General features: G+C 65.5%; 19 protein-coding genes. 10 read left to right on the top strand and 9 right to left on the bottom strand.

Translation table 11 applies throughout. The annotated features are described in order from the left end of the window. Window positions 1-82 precede the first annotated feature (82 nt). From BDI24065_RS24130 to BDI24065_RS24115, 4 genes are all read right to left on the bottom strand, one after another. Window positions 83-829 (bottom strand): SDR family oxidoreductase, encoded by a 747-nt coding sequence (locus BDI24065_RS24130; protein ID WP_175033361.1) that lies wholly within the window; start codon window positions 827-829, stop codon window positions 83-85. A gap of 217 nt (window positions 830-1,046) precedes the next feature. Further along, complete coding sequence (locus tag BDI24065_RS24125; protein WP_175033360.1) at window positions 1,047-1,892, bottom strand: MBL fold metallo-hydrolase; 846 nt, start codon at window positions 1,890-1,892, stop codon at window positions 1,047-1,049. An 18-nt stretch (window positions 1,893-1,910) separates the two neighbouring features. Then, on the bottom strand, window positions 1,911-2,237 hold the full coding sequence (locus tag BDI24065_RS24120) for a hypothetical protein (RefSeq protein ID WP_175033359.1): 327 nt from the start codon (window positions 2,235-2,237) through the stop codon (window positions 1,911-1,913). A gap of 6 nt (window positions 2,238-2,243) precedes the next feature. Further along, complete coding sequence (locus BDI24065_RS24115) at window positions 2,244-2,786, bottom strand: sugar ABC transporter (RefSeq protein ID WP_175033358.1); 543 nt, start codon at window positions 2,784-2,786, stop codon at window positions 2,244-2,246. Between the two features lie 166 nt (window positions 2,787-2,952). Here BDI24065_RS24115 and BDI24065_RS24110 point away from each other — a divergent pair, with 166 nt between their 5' ends. The 5 genes from BDI24065_RS24110 to pntB all read left to right on the top strand — a co-directional run bounded on the left by BDI24065_RS24110 (window position 2,953) and on the right by pntB (window position 9,036). Continuing rightward, window positions 2,953-3,858 carry a LysR substrate-binding domain-containing protein gene (locus tag BDI24065_RS24110; protein WP_175033357.1) on the top strand — a complete coding sequence of 302 codons (906 nt, stop codon included), beginning with the start codon at window positions 2,953-2,955 and terminating at the stop codon, window positions 3,856-3,858. Window positions 3,859-3,966: 108 nt separating this feature from the next. Further along, complete coding sequence (locus BDI24065_RS24105) at window positions 3,967-4,770, top strand: lipid II flippase Amj family protein (RefSeq protein ID WP_175033356.1); 804 nt, start codon at window positions 3,967-3,969, stop codon at window positions 4,768-4,770. Window positions 4,771-5,175: 405 nt separating this feature from the next. Further along, complete coding sequence (locus BDI24065_RS24100; protein WP_175033355.1) at window positions 5,176-5,652, top strand: GNAT family N-acetyltransferase; 477 nt, start codon at window positions 5,176-5,178, stop codon at window positions 5,650-5,652. 365 nt (window positions 5,653-6,017) lie between these two features. Next, on the top strand, window positions 6,018-7,610 hold the full coding sequence (locus tag BDI24065_RS24095) for a Re/Si-specific NAD(P)(+) transhydrogenase subunit alpha (RefSeq protein ID WP_175033354.1): 1,593 nt from the start codon (window positions 6,018-6,020) through the stop codon (window positions 7,608-7,610). 13 nt (window positions 7,611-7,623) lie between these two features. Further along, a complete protein-coding gene (pntB, locus tag BDI24065_RS24090; RefSeq protein ID WP_175033353.1) occupies window positions 7,624-9,036 on the top strand; it encodes a Re/Si-specific NAD(P)(+) transhydrogenase subunit beta in 1,413 nt (470 codons plus the stop codon). 245 nt (window positions 9,037-9,281) lie between these two features. Here the strand turns inward: pntB and BDI24065_RS24085 are convergent, their stop codons facing one another. Beyond that, a complete protein-coding gene (locus tag BDI24065_RS24085) occupies window positions 9,282-9,905 on the bottom strand; it encodes an ABC transporter ATP-binding protein (RefSeq protein WP_175033352.1) in 624 nt (207 codons plus the stop codon). 11 nt (window positions 9,906-9,916) lie between these two features. Continuing rightward, window positions 9,917-11,116, bottom strand: coding sequence for a DUF6136 family protein (locus BDI24065_RS24080; RefSeq protein WP_175033351.1), 1,200 nt, complete (start codon window positions 11,114-11,116; stop codon window positions 9,917-9,919). Between the two features lie 321 nt (window positions 11,117-11,437). Here BDI24065_RS24080 and BDI24065_RS24075 point away from each other — a divergent pair, with 321 nt between their 5' ends. From BDI24065_RS24075 to BDI24065_RS24060, 4 genes are all read left to right on the top strand, one after another. After that, a complete protein-coding gene (locus BDI24065_RS24075; protein WP_254609848.1) occupies window positions 11,438-11,989 on the top strand; it encodes a tetratricopeptide repeat protein in 552 nt (183 codons plus the stop codon). Window positions 11,990-12,086: 97 nt separating this feature from the next. Then, window positions 12,087-12,536, top strand: a complete 450-nt coding sequence (locus BDI24065_RS24070) for a GNAT family N-acetyltransferase (protein WP_175033350.1) — start codon at window positions 12,087-12,089, stop codon at window positions 12,534-12,536. Window positions 12,537-12,673: 137 nt separating this feature from the next. Further along, a complete protein-coding gene (locus tag BDI24065_RS24065) occupies window positions 12,674-14,086 on the top strand; it encodes an HD domain-containing phosphohydrolase (protein WP_175033349.1) in 1,413 nt (470 codons plus the stop codon). A gap of 80 nt (window positions 14,087-14,166) precedes the next feature. Beyond that, window positions 14,167-15,981 (top strand): histidine kinase, encoded by a 1,815-nt coding sequence (locus tag BDI24065_RS24060; RefSeq protein WP_175033348.1) that lies wholly within the window; start codon window positions 14,167-14,169, stop codon window positions 15,979-15,981. On the opposite strand, the gene BDI24065_RS24055 is transcribed toward BDI24065_RS24060, so the two are convergent. Further along, the gene (locus BDI24065_RS24055; protein WP_175033347.1) at window positions 15,944-17,647 is read right to left on the bottom strand and encodes a cobaltochelatase CobT-related protein; all 1,704 of its coding nucleotides are present in this window, start codon (window positions 17,645-17,647) and stop codon (window positions 15,944-15,946) included. The genes BDI24065_RS24060 and BDI24065_RS24055 overlap by 38 nt on opposite strands. 4 nt (window positions 17,648-17,651) lie before the next feature. Further along, window positions 17,652-18,854 carry an AAA family ATPase gene (locus tag BDI24065_RS24050; protein ID WP_175033346.1) on the bottom strand — a complete coding sequence of 401 codons (1,203 nt, stop codon included), beginning with the start codon at window positions 18,852-18,854 and terminating at the stop codon, window positions 17,652-17,654. A gap of 501 nt (window positions 18,855-19,355) precedes the next feature. On the opposite strand from BDI24065_RS24050, the gene BDI24065_RS24045 reads away from it, so the two are divergent. After that, window positions 19,356-19,874, top strand: a complete 519-nt coding sequence (locus tag BDI24065_RS24045) for a GNAT family N-acetyltransferase (RefSeq protein WP_175033450.1) — start codon at window positions 19,356-19,358, stop codon at window positions 19,872-19,874. 300 nt (window positions 19,875-20,174) lie between these two features. Here the strand turns inward: BDI24065_RS24045 and BDI24065_RS24040 are convergent, their stop codons facing one another. Then, on the bottom strand, window positions 20,175-20,759 hold the full coding sequence (locus BDI24065_RS24040) for an inclusion body family protein (protein WP_175033345.1): 585 nt from the start codon (window positions 20,757-20,759) through the stop codon (window positions 20,175-20,177). Window positions 20,760-20,959: the final 200 nt, after the last annotated feature.

Genomic DNA, 20,959 nt, shown 5'->3' with positions numbered 1-20,959 from the left:
ACGAAACGCGTGGCGGACGTGAGATCGGATGTGTGGATGAGCCGCGATGATGTGCGGGGCTCTGGAGTCGGTAATCGCAGGCTTAAAGCTGCGAAGCACCGCCATCGACGACCAGTTCGGTGCCGACGACGTACGAGGATTCGTCGCTGGCGAGATAGAGTGCCGCGCTGGCGATGTCCTCGGCCTTGCCCAGGCGGCCGACCGGAATGGTTTCGGCGAACTCGGCTTTGCGGTCGCGCACCCATTCGTCCGGCATGCCCCACTTGCTGAGCAGCGGCGTGTCGATCGCGCCGGGCGCGATCGCGTTGAAGCGGATTTTCCGGTCGAGAAACTCGTAGGACCAACTGCGTGCAAGCGACCGCACGGCGGCCTTCGCTGCCGCAGTCAACGAGATGCCATGTTTGCCGGTCTGCGCGACGAACGAGGTATTGAGAATGAACGACGCGCCTTCCCGCAAGTCGGGCAGCACCGCCTGAAGCGTGAACACCACGCCCTTGACGTTGATGTCCATGATCTCGTCATAGAGTGCGTCGTCGATGTCGCCGACGGCGGACGGGAACGCCCAGCCGGCGTTCGCGAACACGATATCCAGGCCGCCGAACTGCTCTTTTACCTCGGCGGCAATCGCCCGCATGTCCTTGATCGAACGGACGTCGCCCTTGAGAACGAGCGCATGCTCGCCAAGCTCGGCCTTCACGCGCTCGAACACGGCGTCGTCGCGCCCCGTCACCGCTACGCGTGCGCCTTCCGCAATGAACAGCTTCGCGGTGGCAAGACCGATGCCGCTGGTACCACCGGTGATTAACGCCGACTTGTTTTTAAGCCTCATCTTCTGCTCCTTTCTTCGTCGTGATGGATCAGGCCGTCAGTTCAAAACGCAAGTGCGTTTATGTGCTGTTCACGGCTTGATCTTCCACGCCAAGTATGGAACGCGAAGCGTATGGCTCAAAGGTCGTATAACCCTCAAAAAACGCCACTCGGTCAAACGAGTGACTCATGCATCTCGTCGTCAGGTGGTGGCATCGCAGGTCAGTGCACGTTGGGCTTCAGCCTGCGTTCTCGTAAAGCAACCCATACCCACTGCCCGTCCGCTTGATACGTGCGAACCCGAGTTCCCCCAGATGCATGCCGGCGATCAACAGCCCCTCCGAGCTGACCTGATCCAGAAGCCGTGACCGCGTGGCAGTTGCCAGCGATGCATCGTGATCGAAGGCAATCGATACATCCGGCCGCTGTATCTGGATATGCGGGAAATGCACCACGTCGCCCCACACAAGCAGGCCCTGATCGCGGGACTCGAGAACATATCCGGTGTGTCCATCGGTGTGCCCCGGCAGGGGGAGCGCGCGGATACCGGGGAGCACGTGTCCGTCTTCGAACCGACGAAGCCTGTCGCCATAGGCATCGAATACCTGACGTGCCTTCGCAAAGTTGCCGCGTGCCCGCTCACTGGCGCGACTCAGATTGCCGTCGTCCCGCCAGAACCTGACCTCTCGCTGATGCGCAACCAGTTCCGCATTCGGGAACGCGACCTGTCCCGCATCGTTCACCAGTCCGCCGACATGATCGGGATGCGCGTGGGTGAGCAGGATCGTGTCGATCGCTGCGGGCTCGATACCGGCAAGCACCAGGTTCGTTCGGAGTTGGCCTCCCCATTGCTTGAACCCGCCGGCCCCACCGTCAATGAGAACGGTACGACCCGCTCCGCGCACGACGTAGCAATTGATATGCACGGCGGCAGGCTCTTTCCGACCGGCATCGCGCTGAATTCTTGCCGCGTCGGACGAATCGATATTCGACAGAAAGTCGAGGCTGGCAGTGAGATATCCATCACTGATGGCAGTAATCGTGAAATCCCCGACTTGCTGAGCGGGAAAGGTAAGCGTGGACATCATGTTTCTCCGAATCGGCTAATTGCGAGCGTGAATGTTCGATGCGGTGTAACCAAAACACCGAATGCGCGCGGTGAGACCGGTGCGTTGAACGATCGCCTGATCCAGCGCTGCCATGAACCGCTCCATGACCGCGGGTGTACGAGACGCCCCGACGCGATACCGGATGTCCGCGAACACGGGATGTCCATGCCCATGGCGAGCGTCCAGAAAAATGATGTGGACGTTCTTGAGCTCCGCTTCAAGCACATGCGTACACAGCTCGACGCAGTCGCGCGACAACTCGGCAAGACGCTCGTCAGCCGGCATCCGCTTCGCATCGATCGAGAAAGTGACGTTCGGCATCGCGGTCTACTCCTGAGCCGCCGAAACGGCGCGTGCGCTTGTCAGCTGCGCCGTCATCGGCGAGTAAAGGTGAATGCCTTCCGGGAGTGCGTTGACACGCAGCGCGCTATTCCGCGGCACGACGGCGAGCCAGCGTCGCGCCGGCGACTTCTCCAGCGCAACGGCCTGCATGGCGAGCGGTGCGAGGCCCAACCGAATCAGCGGATCGGGACCGTCGGCACAAAGCGCGAGGCGTTCACCGTCCTTCACCGCCGGGGCAAGACCGATATCGCTGTAGAGATTCCGATGCCAGTCGGTGATGTGTTGCTGCCATTTCGCGAAATTGCCACCGCCTTTCCGGCGATATTCGTCGCCGGTCAGCACGTCGAGGCCGTCGATCGTGTGGACCGCCAGATAGACAGGGCAACCGCCGTTGATCGCCTTGAACCGCTGCGACGTATGAAACCCCGTCACCGAGATCAGGGCGGGCAGCTTGTCGAGGCTGTAGAAGTCGTTCCATTCGGCTTCGCTGTCGAGGTCGGCGAAGCTGCATTCCACGGTGTAGATCATCGGATCGTCCTTTGAGCAGGGCGCACATCCATCTGCGAACGCGCGATGTTCAGTGCGGTAACGTAATGCTAAGCTCGCATTTCCGCCCCATAAAACGAAATAAAGTCAGCCTTCAGTGACATTTGATCAAGCTGATGGCGCGCACACCCTGACCAACAAGGCGCCCATGCCCCGCAAGATCCCAAGCAATTCCGCGCTCCAGGCGTTCGAAGCCGCGGCCCGACACGGCAGCTTTGCCCGAGCCGCCGAGGAACTGGCACGGACCGAGGGCGCCGTCAGTCGCCAGATCGGCCGGCTGGAGGCGTTCCTGGGCGTCACGCTGTTCGAGCGGATCGGCAACCGGGTGCGGCTGGCGCCGAACGGGGCGCGATACGCGGTGCAGGTGCGCGAGATCCTGGATCGGCTGGAACGGGACAGCCTGTACCTGATGGGGCAGCCGATCGAAGGCGCGAGCATCGATATCGCCGCCATTCCAACCTTCGCCACCCGCTGGCTGATCCCCCGTCTGAAACGCTTTCAGGACCGGCATCCGAACATCACCGTGCATATCGCCGAGCGGATGGAGCCGTTCCTGCTGGCCGGGAGCGGTTTCGACGCAGCCATTCATTTCGAGCATCCGGCATGGGCGGGGATGCATCTGCATCCGCTGCTGGAGGAAGTGCTGGTGCCCGTCTGCAGTCCGGCGCTGCTCGCCGGTGCCGGGGCGAATCCGTCGCTGGATGCACTGCCGCGACTTCACCGGCGACAAAACCCGGACGCGTGGCAGGCTTATGCGCAGGAGTCCGGCATCGTGCTGACCAATTCGGCGGTCGGCGCGCGTTACGACCTTCATTCGATGCTGATCGAAGCGGCGCTGGCCGGCCTGGGTGTCGCGCTGGTGCCGCGCCTTTACATCGACGCGGAGCTCGAGCAGGGCCGGCTGGTCGCGCCGTGGCCGGCGGGCAAGGCGGTGACGAAAAACTTCTGCCTCGTCCTGCCCGAGCCGATCGAACTGGCCGACGGGCCGTTGCAGGCATTCGCGACATGGATGCTGGATGAAGCGCGGGGATTGGCGCGTCGCAGCCGCGCGTGATGCGCATCGCGCAGCGGCCATCGCCGCAGCGTTTCCTCACAAGTCGATGCGCCGGGCGCGGGCGGGGCTCGGGTACACTCGGTGTCCCGTCACGCACGCAGCATCAGCATGGACAGTCAGCTTTGGATCATCTGCGGGCTTACCTTCGTCATCCATGTGATCGCGACACTGGCTTATGCCGTGCGGATCGCCGGCGTGCGCACCCGTCGCATCGCGTTGTCGTTCTCGTTGTTCGGGATCATCGCGCTGGTGTCCCGAACGGCCAACTCCTTTCAGGGGCCGTTCATCGCGAAACGGGTTGAAATGGACATCGCGCACCGGATGGGGAGCGGGTTGCTGACCGACTTCCGGTGGTTCCTGCTGTCCGCAACCGTGGCGACCATTGTCGGAACATTTCTGATTCCGACGTTCCAGCGTTATTTCAGTCGCGCGGTCGAACACTTCCAGGCGAACCGCTCGATTCCCCGACTGCTGCTGCACGCGTGCAGTCGTGCGGGTATCAACTATCTGCGCGTCGGCGCACGACTGCCTTCGAGCCAGAACGTGACGCAACTGACCGCGAATGCCGGTGTGTCGTGGCGCGTCATCGCGTTGAATGTCGCCGCGATGGCGATCTGGACGGTCGGCGTGTTCGCGTCGTTGTATGCGGGCTACCTGAAGCCCGACCTGAGAGTGACATGCGCGAACCTGTCGTCCGTCATCAACGGTTTCGCGACCGTCGTGCTGGCGGTCGTCATCGACCCGCAGGTTTCCGTCATGACCGACGACGTGATCGAAGGGCGGATCTCGGAAAACAGCTTCCGGCGGGCCATCACGACACTCGCGGGGGCGCGCGTGCTCGGCACGTTGTGCGCGCAGGCGCTGCTCGTTCCGGCCGCGCTCGTCATCGTGCGCGTCGCCGAGCTGATTTAGCGCGGCAGGCTTGAACGGCGCGAACGAGCGAGATCGGATCGACGCGGCGGAATGGCGCGATCCCGGTTCGGATAGCGGCTTGTTCGCGGCCTCGCGCGATGCGCATCGATACGTCGACATGCACGCCGGAGGATGGCGCGCGCCGTATACGTGCCCATGTCGACGCCGCGCGTGGGTGAGTGTTGCGGGGTTTTACCGGAATACGCCGCATCCTCGTTTAAACTCGGTCGCTCGGAAGATCCCCGGCGACGCAGCATGCGTCGTCGTGGCGCGACACATCGCATCGTGCCCGCGAACGGGGGACGCGCGATGAAACCGATTCCTGCCGCGAGGTCTCGCTGTCGTGGCGTCAAAAAATCAGCAGTCTTGCACAACTCGAACTACGTGCCTCAGGGAGCCAATCGAATGAATTCCCCGGTGATTCGGGCCGCCGTCGCAAAAGACGTGGGAGACATCTACGCGGTACATCGCGACTCGGTCGTCAATCTTTGTGCCGGTCATTACACGCAGCAACAGATCGAAGGCTGGCTGGACGGGCGTGATCCTTCGATGTACCTGGCCGCCATCACCGATGGCTCGATCTGGGTTGCCGACGACGGCGGACTCTGCGGCTTCGTCGAGACGGCCGGCGACGAGGTCACCAAGCTGTTCGTCCGTGGCCATTCTGCGGGAGGCGGCGTTGGCGCCATGCTGCTCGCGCATGCGGTCTCGGAGATCGCGAACGGCGGCCATGCGCGTGCGTATCTCGAAGCCACCACGAACGCCCGGGCTTTCTATGAGCGACACGGGTTCGAGGTCGTCGGGCAGGGGCGTTTTTCGCACGGGCGAAGCCAGGTCGAACTCGAGATCGTGAAGATGGAGCGCCGCTTGGCGCGGGTCTAGACGGCGAGCGAGGCGGCTCCGGCGAATGAACGGGAGGTGGCTGGCTCGTCGTGTCCAGACAGGGGATTCATGGATTGAATGCGCGTCGATTCAAAATATAAATTTCGGGAGGACTCTGGCACGGGATATGCTTCGCAGTTCTGATCCGATCGGAACAGAGGCCGGATATTCGTCTGGAAAATCAGACAACAGCATGAACCGGGTTGATCTGACAAGGCGATCAATTAGAGGATGGACCGTTTGTGCAATCCGCGCGGCAGTGCCAAGCTGCGCGCGAAGCAAAGTCGTACACGGATGGATCGAGTTGGGTGACGTGAAACGCAGGCCGTAACTCCTTGCGACGGCCACTACTGACAGTTCAGGATATGACATTACAGATTGGGGTCCCTCTGGAGACGGCCCACGAGGAGCGGCGCGTAGCGACCGTTCCCGACGTGGTCGAAAAGCTGATCAAGCTCGGGTTCTCGGTGGCCGTGCAAAGCGGTGCCGGCACCGGTGCGAACTTCAGCGACGACGACTACCGTACGGCCGGGGCCGAAGTCGTGGCGACGGCTGCCGATCTATGGGGCCGCAGCGATATCGTCCTCAAGGTGCGTCCGCCGAGCAGCGAGGAAGTCGCGCTGATGCGCGAGGGCGGCACGCTGATCGGTTTCGTCTGGCCGGCGCAGAACCCTGAACTGATGCAGCAGCTGGCCGCGAAGCGGGCCACGGTGCTGGCGATCGATTCGCTGCCGCGCACGCTGTCGCGTGCGCAGAAGATGGATGCACTCACGTCGATGGCCGGCGTGAGCGGCTACCGCGCCGTCATCGAGGCGGCCCATGCGTTCGGCCGTTACTTCAACGGGCAGATCACGGCCGCGGGCAAGGTGCCGCCGGCCAAGGTGTTCATCGCCGGCGCGGGCGTCGCCGGCCTCGCGGCGATCGGCACGGCCGCGGGCCTCGGCGCGATCGTGCGCGCCAACGACACGCGCGCGGAAGTGGCCGACCAGGTCAAGTCGCTGGGCGGCGAATTCGTCAAGGTCGACTACGAGGAAGAAGGCTCGGGCGGCGGCGGTTACGCGAAGGTGATGAGCGAAGGCTTCCAGCAGGCGCAGCGCGCGATGTACGCGCAGCAGGCCAAGGAAGCGGACATCATCATCACGACCGCGCTGATTCCCGGCAAGCCGGCGCCGAAGCTGATCACGGCCGAGATGGTGCAATCGATGAAGCCGGGCAGCGTGATCGTCGACATGGCCGGCGAGCAAGGCGGCAACTGCGAGCTGACGGTGCCGGGCGAGGCGGTGGTCCGCCACGGCGTGACCATCGTCGGCTACACGGATCTCGCGTCGCGTCTGGCACGGCAGTCGTCGACGCTGTATGCGACCAACCTGCTGCGCGTGGTCGAGGAGCTGTGCAAAGGCAAGGACGGCACGATCGACGTCGACTTCAACGACGACGCGATCCGCGGCCTCACGGTCATCAAGGAAGGCAACGTCACCTGGCCGCCGCCGCCGATCCAGCAGCCGGCCGCCGCACCGAAACCCGCCGCGGCGCCGGTCGCGGCAGCCGCATCCAAGGGGCATGGCCACGGCAGCGGCGCGCCGATGTCGGCCAAGTCGCTCGCGATCGTGTTTGCCGTCGGCGCACTGGCGTTCCTGCTGGTCGGCCAGTTCGCGCCGGCCACGTTCCTGGCGCACTTCACGGTGTTCGTGCTGGCCTGCTTCATCGGCTACATGGTGATCTGGAACGTCACGCCGTCGCTGCACACGCCGCTGATGAGCGTCACCAATGCGATCTCGTCGATCATCGCGATCGGCGCGCTGGTGCAGGTCGCGCCGCCATTGGGCGACGCGGCGGCGGAGGGCCGTCCGTCAGGGCTGATCCTGGGCCTGGCGGTGGGCGCGTTGACGCTCACGGCCGTCAACATGTTCGGCGGCTTCGCGGTGACGCGACGCATGCTGGCGATGTTCCGCAAGTAAGGAGACGACCACAATGACTTCCAATCTGACTACCGTCTCCTATATCGGCGCGGCCATCCTCTTCATCCTCAGCCTCGGCGGGCTGGCCAATCCCGAGACCGCGCGCCGCGGCAACCTGCTCGGCATGATCGGCATGCTGATCGCCGTGCTCGCCACGGTACTCGGCCCGCGCGTGTCGGCCGAGGGCATTCCGTACATCGTGGCCGCGCTGGTCGTCGGCGGCGCCGTCGGCCTCTACGCGGCGAAGAAGGTGCAGATGACGCAGATGCCCGAGCTGGTTGCGCTGATGCACAGCCTGGTCGGCCTGGCGGCGTGCCTGGTGGGCTTCGCGAGCTATATCGATACGTCGGTGCAGTTCACGGGCGCCGAGCACGCGATCCACGAAGTGGAAATTTACGTCGGCATCCTGATCGGTGCGGTGACCTTCGCGGGCTCGGTCATTGCGTTCGGCAAGCTCTCCGGCAAGATCGGCGGCAAGCCGCTGCTGCTGCCGGCACGGCACTGGCTCAACCTGGCCGCGCTGGTGGTGGTGATCGTGTTCGGCCGCGCGTTCCTGCACGCGGAGACGGTCCAGGATGGCATGACGCCGCTCATCGTGATGACGGTGGTGTCGCTGCTGTTCGGCGTGCACATGGTGATGGCGATCGGCGGCGCGGACATGCCCGTCGTGGTGTCGATGCTCAACAGCTACTCGGGCTGGGCGGCGGCGGCCACCGGCTTCATGCTCGGCAACGACCTGCTGATCGTGATCGGCGCGCTGGTGGGTTCGTCGGGTGCGATCCTGTCGTACATCATGTGCCGCGCGATGAACCGCAACTTCATCAGCGTGATTGCGGGCGGCTTCGGTACCGGCAGCGGTGCGCCCGCAGCGGCGAACGGCAGTGCGCAGCCGGCCGGCGAAGTGGTGGCGGTGAGCGCGCTGGAGACGGCCGAGCTGCTGCGCGATGCCAAGAGCGTGATCATCGTGCCGGGGTACGGGATGGCCGTGGCGCAAGCCCAGCACACCGTGCACGAACTCACGAAGGTACTGCGCGAGAAGGGCGTCGACGTGCGTTTCGCGATCCATCCGGTGGCCGGCCGCATGCCGGGGCACATGAACGTGCTGCTCGCCGAGGCGAAGGTGCCTTACGACATCGTGATGGAGATGGACGAGATCAACGGCGATTTCCCCGAAGCCGACGTGTCGATGGTGATCGGCGCGAACGACATCGTGAACCCGGCGGCGCAGGAAGATCCGGGCAGCCCGATCGCCGGCATGCCGGTGCTCGAGGTGTGGAAGGCGAAGACCTCGATCGTGATGAAGCGCAGCATGGCGTCCGGCTATGCGGGTGTCGACAATCCGCTGTTCTACAAGGACAACAACCGGATGCTGTTCGGCGACGCGAAGAAGATGCTGGACGAGGTGTTCGGCGCGTTGAAGGCCTGACGAGGCGCGTGTTCGGGCGCGTGCGCGGGTCGAACGATAACCGGCTGGGGTGTCGGACAGTCGGTTGATCGGGGCCCGGCACGCCGGACATGTGCATCGGGAAATTCACGGAAGTGCGGGGCGGGATGGTCCGTTTCGCACTTCCTTCCGGAAAATGACGGCGATCGATTGTCGGTGCGCCGATCCCCCTCCGACCAGCAGTCACACCCGATCCTTCCCCGTGACTGCGCTGGCGACGATCCCGTCTATCCAGCGAATCCAAGCTCCGCGAAACTGGTGGTCCTTGCGTCGCACGCGCGCGCCAGCGCCGGATCGTGACTCGAAAAAAAGACAGCCCGGTCTTTGGCCAATGTCTTGAACAGGTCGATCAGCACCGCACGCGACGCAGCGTCGAGCCCGTTGCCCGGTTCGTCGGCGATCACGACGGTGGGCGTGCCGAGCGTCGTCGCCGTCAGGAACAGCTTCTTGCGCGTGCCGAGCGACATCTGCTCGAAACGCTTCTCCATATGCGGGGCAAGCCCGAATCGATCCGCCAGCTCGAGCGTGCGGGTATCGACGACGGTCTTCTTGGCGGCCGCCACGAGATCGAGAAACTCGCGACCGGTCTGGAACGGATAGGCCAGGCAATCGTCGGGCACGTACGCCAGCGCGGATTTCGCGTCGAGCGGCGCGGTGCGCAGCGAATGGCCGCCGAGCCATACCTCGCCTTCATCGGCGTCGAGGGTGCCGGCGAGAATCGCGAGCAACGTCGATTTGCCACTGCCGTTTTCGTCGCACAGCGCGACGCATCCGGCACCGGATGCATAGTTGAGCCCTTGGAAGATGACGCGCTTGTCGTAGCGCTTGCCGAGATTGTCGAAGCGGAGCATGGATCGGGTGATCAAACGAAAATTTGCCAGGTGAGCGCGACCCAGACGATGGACAGCAGGAGGCCCAGCAACACGGATTGTCGGGACGCGTAGCGTTGCGGCAGATAGTGTAATGCGAGGAGCGGTGCGCCCGAGCCCACGAGCGCCATCGCCATCTGCGATGACAGCACGCCATGCATCGCCAGAAGCAGCGGTGCGACGGCGGCGAACGGCAACGCCAGCGCGGCGACGGTCAACCCGTCGGCGCGGCGCTTCGCGAAAGCAGACATCGGCAACGATTGGATGAAGTGAGCCGCATGCAGGTGAGCCGCCCGCAAATCGCGATAGGTCGTCGCCGCGATCAGTGCAATGGCCGCCTGCGCCATCAACGTCAGCGGAACGGCGCGCTTGTCGAACCCCCAGAGTGCGAGCAGGAAGCAGGCGGAGGCCGTGACTGCGCCCATCATCAGGCAGTGTCCGACGGTGCTTGCGGCACGGTCCCGCAGGATGCCGATTTGCAGCCTGGCCATGGGCGAAAGTCCATTCCGCACGCGGGTGCGGATGGAATCCATGACGCGTCGCGCGAACGCCCCCGGGGCTCGCGAGCGAGCGGTCGACGCAGGGGCGGTATGTGCGATCGCGAATGCGGCGAGCAACAACGGCACGGCCAGCAACACCGGACGTAACGCGCCCTCGGCATGAAAGCCGCCGACGAGGAAGACATTGGCAACCATCAACGCGATTGCGTTGCGCGTATTGCGCGACAGCGCGGTCAGTTGCCATCCGAGCGTAATCAGGAACAGGTCGAGAACGAACAGGTAGTTGATCGCCTTCTGCGGCAGAAAGGCGAGTGCGACTGCGGCGGCGAGTACGGGCAGCAGCAGCGGCGTACTCGCGACGATCACGACGATGGTGTCGACGAGACGACGGCGGCCATCGGGGACCGGCAACGACGCAAGGAAGGTGCCGAACGGCCCTCCGGTGATGGCGGTACGCTGCGCCAATACCCACAGGATGCCCACGGCTTCGAGCAGGTGCACCCATGCGTACCGCCATTCGATGCCGTGCGACGGCGCCAGCGCTGCGAGTACCGGGGCACCCAGGATGCGCGTCTGCGAAAACACCGGCATCGCCGGCAGCAACAGCATGGCCAGCAGGAGCAGTGCCTGCCAATGCCGGCGCAGCAGGCCGGACGTCGCGAGTGCGTACCACCTCAATCGGCAAGACAACATCCCTTCCCGCTCCCTTTCACTGAGCAAACGAACCCGGCATCCTGCCACGGCGATTGGCGCGCCACAACCACTGCCGTTTTCGGGGGCGTGGTGACGCGCATGAGATCGCCGAGTCGTATGAGGAACCGTCGCCGCGAATCGTCGCGCCGGACGCGCAAACGGGCGGGGCACGGCTACTCCGGATATCTGCCAGCGTAGCATCCGGATTCGCGCCTCGTCGGACTCACGAGCACGACAGCGATGACGATCGTCGGGCAATCGCCGGACAGGTTCGCTCGCCGAAAGTCGAGACGCGCGCGTCATACGGCTCGGGTATGCTGGATGAATGCCGTCCGGATGACCGGGCAGGACGGCAAAACTGCACACAATCACCGCGATCGTATCGCAACCACTGGCCGCACCGGGCCGATTTCAACTCGGGAACAGGGATTCGACATGGCAGAACTGGACAACGTGCTGTACGAGCGGATCGGCGCGCTGAGCGACGAGGGCGATGCGTTGATGGAAGACGGCGACTACGAAGGCGCGCTGGCGAAATTCTGGGCGGGATTCGACCTGCTTCCCGAACCCAAGACCAATTGGGAAGCCGGAACCTGGTTGATGGCCGCCATCGGCGACGCGAATTTCCTGAAAGAGGATTACGCGGCCGGACGCGACAACCTCGGCGAGGCGATGCATTTCCCCAACGCGATCGGCAACCCGTTCCTGCACCTGCGGCTCGGCCAATGCCAGTTCGAACTCGGCAATCTCGACCGCGCGGCCGACGAGCTGATGCGCGCCTACGCGGGCGGCGGGCCGGAGCTGTTCGAGGACGAGGACGGCAAGTACCTGCGATTCCTGGCGACGCGGGCAGAAGGCATCGAGACGCCCTGACGCACATCGTTCGTGTCGACCGGTGGCCGGCGTAGCGAGACAGCTTCGACGGCCGCGCCGCGATGCCGGGCGTTTTCTGCATGAGTGCTGCTTGCCCATGAACCTGACCTATCCCCTCGCCACCCGATCCGATGCCGAAACGCTGGTTGCCATCCGCATCGCCGCGATGCGCGACAGCCTCGAGCGTATCGGCCGCTTCGATCCGCAGCGTGCGCGCGAGCGCTTTCTCGCGTCGTTCGACCCGGCGCTGTGCCGCTTCATCGAAGCCGACGGCGTGCACGCGGGCTTTTTCGTGATCCGTCCGCAGGAGGGCCACTGGCTGCTCGACCATCTGTACATCGTGCCTGAGCATCAGGGAAAGGGCATCGGCGCGACCGTGCTGCACGGGATCTTTGCGGAAGCCGACGCGCAGCGCGTGCCTGTTCGCGTCGGCGCATTGCGCGGCAGCGATTCGAACCGCTTCTATGCGCGGCACGGCTTCGTGCACGCCGGCGAAGCGGAGTGGGACATCTACTACGTGCGCGAACCGGGTTCGGCGACGGGGTAGTTCGCATGCGGCCACGCACTGCGGCAATGCGTGCGTGGTGCGATCCGGGCGAACGCATCCGCGTTTTCCCGGATACGGAATGCGCGGCGCATGCCGATGATGCAGAGAGAATATAAATACAGGATCCGAGGCCAATCATGACCACATCTGCAACAAACGGACTGAATGCGGTATCGCCTGAAACGACCGGGGCGGCAGCGACATCCGACGATGCGGGTGGCGTGCCGTCGATCCTGCTGGTCGACGACGAGCCGAGCGTGCTGTCGGCGCTCAGGCGCGCGTTCCGGCCCGCCGGTTACGAGATCCTGACCGCGGAAAGCGGCGAGGCTGCCCTCGAGGTACTGGCGTCGACCGAAGTCGACCTGATCGTATCCGACATGCGGATGCCGGGCATGAGCGGCGCGGAGTTCCTGGCCCGTGCGCGGGTGCTTTACCCGGACACGATGCGCATCCTGCTGACCGGCTATGCGGAGATCGCGTCGGTCGTGCAGGCCGTCAACGACGGCGGCGTGTATCGCTACCTGAACAAGCCGTGGGACGATCACGACCTGCTGCTGACCATCGAACACGCGCTGGAGCAGCGGCACCTGCGGCGCGAAGCGGCCCGGCTCGCCGCGCTGACGGAAGCGCAGAACGAAGCGCTGCGCCGTTTCAACACGGAACTCGAAACGCAGGTTCGCGCACGCACGGAGGAACTCGGCCAGACCGTGATGTTCCTCGAAGCCGCGCAACGCGACCTGAAAAGCAGTTTCACCGCGATGGTCCAGGTCTGCGCGAGCATGATCGAGATGCGCTGCGGATCCGCCAGCGGTCACGCGATGCGGGTCGGCGAGATTGCGCGACGGCTTGCGCTGGCGTCCGAGATGAGCGAGCTGCATGCGCAGGACGTCTATTTCGCGGGGCTGCTGCACGGCATCGGCAAGCTGTCGCTGCCGGACGAATTGCTGCACAAGCCGCTCGTGAAGATGACGACGGAAGAGCACGGCCTGTTCCTGCAGCATCCGCTGCGCGCGCAGATGGTGCTGACGCCGGTCGCGCAACTGCACAAGGTCGCGTCGATCGTGCTGCATCAGTACGAGCGCTTCAACGGACGCGGCACGCCGGACGGCTTGGCGGGCGACTCGATCCCGCTCGGCTCGCGGATCCTGGCGATCGCGCGCGATTTCGAAGGGCTGCGTAATGGCGACATCGGCGCGCCACATTCGGTCGAGCAGGCGCTCGACGCGATGCGCTCGCAGGCCGGCGTGCGTTACGACCCGCGGATCGTCGCAAGCCTGATCGAACTGCTGCGGGACCCGGCGAGTCTCGGCATCGCGGCGTCCGTCGCGGAGATCAAGTCCGCGCAACTGCGCGAAGGGATGCAGCTCGCCGACGATCTGCGCACGCATCGCGGCGTGCTGCTGATGACCAAGGGCAGCGTGATGTCGGCGCACCAGATCGAGCTCGTGCGCCGCTTCGAGACGCGCGAGGGGACGTCGTTCGACATCCTCGTGCTGGCCGGCCAGGCTGCGGCGAAGGCGGCGCCGAATGCGGGCGCGGCGCCGGCCTGAACCTGGACGCGCGGCCTGATGGCCGCGGTGCGCGACTGCGCGCCGCGGCAACGCACTCAACTCGATTCGGGCGCTCGATCATGTACGGCACCTACAATCTTCCGCTGGTCCTGCTGTCGCTCGCGATCGCGACGCTCGCCTCCTATACGACGCTCGACCTCACCGCGTTCATTTCGCTGCTCGACAACCCGAAGCTCAAGCGTGCGTGGCTGGGCGGCGGCGCGGTGGCGATGGGTACCGGGATCTGGTCGATGCATTTCGTCGGCATGCTCGCGTTCTCGCTGCCGGTTCCGCTCGGCTACGCGTTGCCGGACACGGGCGCGTCGCTGGTGATTGCCGTGCTCGTGTCGTACTTCGCGCTGACCGTCGTCACGCGTGCGCGGCTGGGGTGGCGGCGGCTGCTCGCGGGCGGCGCGCTGATGGGCGGCGGGATCGCCGGCATGCATTACACGGGGATGGCCGCGCTGCGCATGGAGCCCGGCATTCGCTACGATGCCGCGCTGTTCGCCGCGTCGATCGGCATCGCGGTGATCGCGTCGACGGCCGCGTTGTGGATTGCGCAGGCGCTGCGCGTGCAGCAGGCGCGCCATGCGACTGCCCAGCGGGTCGGCGCGGCCTTCGTGATGGGTATCGCCATTACCGGCATGCACTACACGGCGATGGCGGCCGCGCATTTCGCGCCGGACGCGCGGTGCGGGGCCGCGAACGGGGTCGACACGCCGTGGCTCGCGACGACCGTCGCGCTGTTTACGACGGGGACACTGGTCGTCACTTTGTTGCTGAGCCGATTCGATGCGCGCACAACCTTCCTGCGCGGGATGACCGATACGCTCGAGCGGCTCGTGCGCTTGCGCACCGTCGAACTGGAACGCGCGCTGCACCGCTACGAACAGACGACGGCGATGCTGCAGCGGACGCGCGAGAACATGGCGACCGAGATCGACGAACGCAAGGCCGCGCAGGCGCGGCTCGAACAGGAGAAGGAGGAGCAGCGGCGCCTGTTGCAGGCGCTCGAGGAAACCCACGTGCAGTTGCTGCAGTCGGAAAAGCTCGCGTCGATCGGCCAGCTCGCGGCCGGTGTCGCGCACGAGATCAACAATCCGATCGGCTTCGTCAGCGCGAACCTCAATACGCTGAAGACCTGGGTACGCAGCCTGCTCGACGTGATCGCCGCGCACGAAGCCGCGCTGCCGCAGCTCGATCCGGCCACGCGCGACGCACTGATGGCGAAGGGCCGCGCGGCGGATCTGGACTACGTGCGCGACGAGATCGCGACGCTGATCGACGAATCGATCGACGGCGCGCTGCGCGTGCGGCGCATCGTACAGGACCTGCGCGATTTCTCGCGTCCGGCCAGCGGCGAGTGGAGCGTGGTCGATCTTCGCGCGGGCCTGGAAAGCACGCTCAACGTCGTCCACAACGAACTCAAGTACAAGGCCGAGATCGTGCGCGATTACGGCGACGTGCCGCAGGTCGAATGCCTGCCGTCGCAGTTGAACCAGGTCTTCATGAACCTGCTGGTGAACGCGGCGCATGCGATTCCCGAGCGCGGCGTGATCACGATCCGCACGTCGAGCGACGGCGAGCAGGTGTCGATCGCGATCAGCGACACCGGAACGGGCATGACGCCCGACGTCGTCCGGCGGATCTTCGATCCGTTCTTCACGACGAAGCCGGTCGGGCAGGGCACCGGGTTGGGCCTGTCGGTATCGCACGGCATCGTCGAGCGCCATCGCGGCACCATCGACGTGACGAGCGAGCCCGGGCGCGGCACGACGTTCTGTGTCCGGATTCCGATCCGGCGAGCCGGCGGCAATGCAAACGCGAGCGCGAACGCCGGCACGGCCGTGGAGGAGGCTAGCGCCGATCCAGCAGCGTATCGCTCAGTACACTGAACGCCGCGCCCGGCAGTTCGTGCAGATGCTCGACCACGCTGCTGACCGGATAGAACGCTTCGACCGAATCGTCGAGGATCCCGACGCCGATCAGTTCGACGCGCCGCTCGCGCAGCGCATCGACGCGTGCGCGCAGGTCGGTGCGCAGGATTGCCGGGTTGCCGTCGCCGGTTGCCGGATAGCCGTCCGACAGCACCATCAGGATTCGCCGCCGCGCGCGCTTCGCGAGCAGCCGCTCGGCGGCCCAGCTCAATGCCTCGCCGTCGGGATTCTCGTGGCCGCATTCGATGCACGCGAGGCCGCTCGGGTTGTCGGCATCGAAGCGCTTGTAGACGCGCAGGTCGAGCCGTTCGACGAACCGGTTATAGCCGAACGTGTCGCGGCCGGCGTCGATCCAGCGCTGGTAGTGCGCGCGCATCGCGGCATCCTCGACCGAGCTGTAGCCGAGGACTTCGCACGCGAAACCGAGCTGGGTCAGCGCGTCGCACAGTGCCGCCGCGCACAGCCTGGCGAGCTCGATCTTCTTGCCGGCCATCGACCCGCTGCAATCGATCAGCAGGCTGACGGCCGCGTCGCGTCCGGGCGCGGCGCGCCGGACGCGGAACGGCGTGCGGTAGCCGGGCGACGTGACGAGGCGCGCGAGCGACATCCGGTCGAGCGCGCCGCGTTCCTGTTCGCGCTTCCAGCGCGTCTGCTCGTCCACTTTCAATGCACGTTCGAGCCGTAGCTTGAGCGGCTCGGTCTGCGCGCGGGCCGCGCTTCGCAGGCGGTGCCAGCGCGCGGGGTCGCCCTTGCCGGTGAAATCCGTCACCGTGTCGAACGCGGTGGTCAGCGGGACCGACAGCAGCGGCCGGTTGTCCGCGGACAGGCGGATCGGGCGGGGGGCTGCATCGCTCGGTGTCGGCGATTCGGCCGACGATGCCGTGTCGGCGATCGCACCCGCGCTCGATTCGGCGGAAACCGGCGCACGCGCGTCGTCCGGCGCGCGCTGTCCGTCCGAGTCGAATTCGGCGCCGATGCTGTCGCTGTCGATCGTGCTGCCCGGATCGGCGGTGAACATCATGTTGTTCGCACCGGCCGATGCCAGCGCGCGCACGCGCTCGACGATCCGGTGCGCGATGCGGATGCTGTCGGCCGTCGAGGTCGCCGCACGTGCTTCGTCGACGAGATCGTCCGACGCGGCCAGCGTCGCATCGAGCGACGGCACGCGCTCGATGGGGGACGGCGGTTCGTCCCACAGCGCACGTTCGATGCGCCACGCCAGCCTGTCGCGCCACGCCATTCGCGGCCACCGGCGAAGTGTGTCGGCGGCCGTCGCCGCGCGCATCCGCCGCAGGAACGTCATCGCGCCGGGATAGATCGCAGCGAGGCGGCCGGCCGCACGCCGGTCGTCGATCGCCTGAGCAATGGCCCGCACTGCGGGCGACGCCAGCGCGGCGATGTCGTCGATTGCGCCGAAGCGGGTGCGCGCGGCGTGGAGGTCGACGAGGCCGATGATCGCGTCGTCGTCGACGTCGCCGGCGAGCAGCGTGTCGGGCAGCACCAGCAGGTCGCGCTGCACGGCCGGCGCCTGGCGCGCAAACCGTACCTCGATGCCGTGCCGTTGCGCGAGCGTGCGGGCCAGCCGGGTCAGGTGGAGCGACCGCGCGTCGTCGTCCCGGTCCATCGCGTCAGGCCTCGACGTCGATGTAGTGGCGAATGATGCTGCGGATCAGGTCGGCGTCTTCCGCGCCGACCTTCGCGTAGATCGTCGGGCCGGCCGCCGATTCGGGGTCGCCGGTGCGCAGCATCAGTTCGGCCCAGTCGATCAGGCGCCGCGTCGAGAACGCGCCGGCCAGATCCTCGCGGACGAACGCGGCGCGGCAGTCGGCCGCGATCGCCGCGAGCGTGTCGGCCATCGCCGACGTCATGGCCGCGCCGAACGTGCGCTGCAGCACGCCCGCCTCGTCGGGCGGCGGCAGATAGTCGAGGCGGTACACGCGCCAGCGGTCGAGGAACGCCTCGTTCATCACGTTGGCGCCCTGGTACAGGTGGCGGAACTGCCCCATCGCACCCACCGCATTGGCGGTCGCGAACAGCCGGAACGACGGATGCGGCGCGACGATCTCGTTGCCTTTTTCCTTCAGCAACAGGCGTCCGGCCGGTTCGAGCACGGCGGTCAGCACCGCGAGGATCGCCGGTTCCGCGAAGTCGATCTCGTCGACGATGAGCCACAGCCCTTCGCGCATCGCGGTCGGCAGCACGCCGTCGACCCAGATCGTCTCGCCGCCCTTGACGGTCCAGAACCCGACGAAATCGCCGACCGTCGTCTGCCCGTTCATGTTCGAGCGCAGCACGCCATGGCCGGCCAGCGCGGCGGCCTGCTCGATGAGGCTCGTCTTGCCCGTGCCGGTGTGGCCGATCAGCAGGATGCGCCGGTTCTCGACGATGTCTTCGAGCACGTTCGTCGCGCGCGCGGTGAACAGGTAGGCCGGGTTCAGCGGCGGCACGAGCGGCCCGCCCGGGCCGCGCGGCATCGGCACGCCGCCCACGTGCGCGACGTGCGCCGCATCGCCGGCTGCCGCCGGTCGCGACGCCAGTGCGTGGCGCAGGTCGTGCATGAACTCGCCGCGATGGGCGGGCGCCGCGCGGTCGTCTGCGTCGCGCCGGACGAAGCCTTCCTGAATCCACTTGTGCAGCTTCGCATCGAGGTTGTCCGCATCGACGACCGTATCGACCGACGTGCTGCCGTCAGACCGGTGATGCTGGATGCGGTACATGTGCGCGCGTTCGGAGCGGCTGACGATCCATTGCCCGGCGGACGGATCCGCCAGTTGCCGATAGACGCCGAGTACCGACGGGGCGGAGGGAGTGGAGTCAGCGGGTGCGTTCATGGTGGCGAGCGAGAGTGGACGGCTGGCGCTGCGTGCCTTCGATGCATCGCGTCGATTGTATATTTTTGCCGTGAAAGCGGGCATTCGTGCGGGAGGCGGCCTACCGCGATACGGCGCGTTGGATCGTTGCCCCGTCCGATCGGGTGAGCCCCGTCGGTCATGCGGTGCAGCATGGCTTTCGGCACGCTCGCCACGGCACGGCCCCGCTTTTGCAGCGCCGATCCGCCGGCGACGTCGCGGCTCATTGGCGTCGGTCGGCAACGTTCGTGCCTGTCGAGGTGGATTGACCTCCTGTCCTGCCCGGCGCTGGCCGCCCGGGTATTCCACGAAGACGATCCGTCATGTCGAATCGCGGGCGTCGCAACTTGATCGACAGGGGGGAAATTCAGTACCGTAGCAGGCTTGATTGCCTGGCTCCCATCGCGGGTTCTTGGGCGGCCCGGCTTGACATCCCGTCGTGCGCCGGGCGTTGCTTCCGGCGAAGGAGTGTTGAACGTGACGATGATAGAAGCAGACGAACGGGTGATCCGTCGTGCCAGCGCGCTCGATGCCCCGGCCGTGCTGGGGATCTTCGATGACGTGATTGCGTGGTTCGTCACCATCGGCAACGAGGGGCAATGGGGCCGCGAGCCCTGGTCGACGCAACCCAGGCGGATTGCGCTCGTGACCGAAGCCTGTGCGCTGCCCGACGCGTGGGTAGCCGAGGATCAGGACGGCCGGATCCTGGGCGCATTGATCCTGGGCGAGTCCATGCCCTACGTGCCGCCCGCGACCGAGCCGGAAATCTATGTGCGCGTGCTGGTGGCGTCGCGCGATGTGCGGGCGCGGGGTGTCGGCCGGCGTCTGATGGCGTTTGCGGATGAGCGCGCCCGGGCTGCCGGCGTGGGGCGCTTGCGGGTGGACTGCTATGGCGGCGGGACCGGCGCACTGGTGCGTTTCTACGAGTCCTGCGGGTATCGGCGAATTTCAACCTTCGACGTGGACGGCTGGCCGGGGCAGTTGTTGGGGCGCAGTGTGTGACGGTGCCGGGCTGCAACCGGGCAGTGCAACCCGCACATGAAGAAACGCGCGCCGCTCGCGATCGGGCGATGCTTGCGGCCCGTTTTCGCCGGTGCCGGCGTCCCACGTCGGGGCATCAATCCCAAAATGGCTGTCGGTGCATCGTGCTCGGAGCGAGAAGCGCGTAACGCCGGACCTGCCATGGAACGAGTACAAGGCGCGGGCGCCCGAAGCCTTTTGGGGGCCCGTTACGGTCCCCAAAAGGCTATTCTTCGGTCTTCTTGTTTTTTGTATGACTGCGGCCGCCCCTGTTTCGGCCGCTTAGGCGACGGTGATGTACGGATCCCACCAGAAATAGCCGTACACATCCTGGCGCTGGCCGTCGGCTGAGAGCGTGTAAAGCGCGAAGCTCAAGCCGAAGAATTCGGTGCCGCTCTGCCGGACGGTCGCTTCGAACGTCTGGAAGTGCTCCGTGACGTGAAGGGCCGGCAAGCCGTTACGCGTACTCGAATCGGCGTTCGGCTGCGCCGCGCCCGTCAACTTGTAGTCGTTGGTCGTGAACGGATTGAATACGTCGGTGTTGTTGGGTCGATCAACTTTCGAGATGCCGTAGACGATCACGGCGTCTTCGGAGTTGCCGTAAACCGACGTGCCGTTGAATCTGACAGTATCCTTGACGTTTGCCTTGAAGTGCAGGTCGCCCGTGCCCTGTCCGCTGATAATGCCCCGCGAACCCGTGCAGATCATGAACTTGTTTGCGTGATCCAGACCCGTTGGCGACTGCCATACCTGGCTCGGTGTCCGTGCGGGACTACTCTTGTTCCAGTAGTCTTTGATAGTCTCGGTGTCGATGACCACCAGAATATCGATGGCCTGGGAGTTTGATCTCAGGTCAATATCGCTCATGGTAAATTCTCCATTCTCGTGAATATATGGGAGACCGCTTGGTGATGCACCACCAACCACCTCGATATGCACGGGTCCGTCGGCCATTCGCCTGGAAGATCTCGTGGACTTGCGTATATCGAAACCTGAGATTAGGTTCGGCACCTTGCCAAATCAATTACACGTGATTACACGGCGGGGAAGTTGGAACGATCTCATGG

Source organism: Burkholderia lata (assembly GCF_902499025.1).
GTDB classification, from domain to species: Bacteria; Pseudomonadota; Gammaproteobacteria; order Burkholderiales; family Burkholderiaceae; genus Burkholderia; species Burkholderia lata_C.
Note: the sequence above shows the minus strand (reverse complement) of the source record. Positions and strands in the feature narration are given on the sequence as shown.

Coding starts and splice junctions, on each gene's coding strand:
- BDI24065_RS24100 (WP_175033355.1), top strand. CDS start 5,176: ATGAATTCCCCGGTGATTCGGGCCGCCGTCGCAAAAGACGTGGGAGAC.
- BDI24065_RS24125 (WP_175033360.1), bottom strand. CDS start 1,892: ATGTCCACGCTTACCTTTCCCGCTCAGCAAGTCGGGGATTTCACGATT.
- BDI24065_RS24080 (WP_175033351.1), bottom strand. CDS start 11,116: ATGTTGTCTTGCCGATTGAGGTGGTACGCACTCGCGACGTCCGGCCTG.
- BDI24065_RS24075 (WP_254609848.1), top strand. CDS start 11,438: ATGAATGCCGTCCGGATGACCGGGCAGGACGGCAAAACTGCACACAAT.
- BDI24065_RS24105 (WP_175033356.1), top strand. CDS start 3,967: ATGGACAGTCAGCTTTGGATCATCTGCGGGCTTACCTTCGTCATCCAT.
- pntB (WP_175033353.1), top strand. CDS start 7,624: ATGACTTCCAATCTGACTACCGTCTCCTATATCGGCGCGGCCATCCTC.
- BDI24065_RS24055 (WP_175033347.1), bottom strand. CDS start 17,647: ATGGACCGGGACGACGACGCGCGGTCGCTCCACCTGACCCGGCTGGCC.
- BDI24065_RS24085 (WP_175033352.1), bottom strand. CDS start 9,905: ATGCTCCGCTTCGACAATCTCGGCAAGCGCTACGACAAGCGCGTCATC.
- BDI24065_RS24040 (WP_175033345.1), bottom strand. CDS start 20,759: ATGAGCGATATTGACCTGAGATCAAACTCCCAGGCCATCGATATTCTG.
- BDI24065_RS24060 (WP_175033348.1), top strand. CDS start 14,167: ATGTACGGCACCTACAATCTTCCGCTGGTCCTGCTGTCGCTCGCGATC.
- BDI24065_RS24110 (WP_175033357.1), top strand. CDS start 2,953: ATGCCCCGCAAGATCCCAAGCAATTCCGCGCTCCAGGCGTTCGAAGCC.
- BDI24065_RS24095 (WP_175033354.1), top strand. CDS start 6,018: ATGACATTACAGATTGGGGTCCCTCTGGAGACGGCCCACGAGGAGCGG.
- BDI24065_RS24045 (WP_175033450.1), top strand. CDS start 19,356: ATGATAGAAGCAGACGAACGGGTGATCCGTCGTGCCAGCGCGCTCGAT.
- BDI24065_RS24120 (WP_175033359.1), bottom strand. CDS start 2,237: ATGCCGAACGTCACTTTCTCGATCGATGCGAAGCGGATGCCGGCTGAC.
- BDI24065_RS24115 (WP_175033358.1), bottom strand. CDS start 2,786: ATGATCTACACCGTGGAATGCAGCTTCGCCGACCTCGACAGCGAAGCC.
- BDI24065_RS24070 (WP_175033350.1), top strand. CDS start 12,087: ATGAACCTGACCTATCCCCTCGCCACCCGATCCGATGCCGAAACGCTG.
- BDI24065_RS24050 (WP_175033346.1), bottom strand. CDS start 18,854: ATGAACGCACCCGCTGACTCCACTCCCTCCGCCCCGTCGGTACTCGGC.
- BDI24065_RS24130 (WP_175033361.1), bottom strand. CDS start 829: ATGAGGCTTAAAAACAAGTCGGCGTTAATCACCGGTGGTACCAGCGGC.
- BDI24065_RS24065 (WP_175033349.1), top strand. CDS start 12,674: ATGACCACATCTGCAACAAACGGACTGAATGCGGTATCGCCTGAAACG.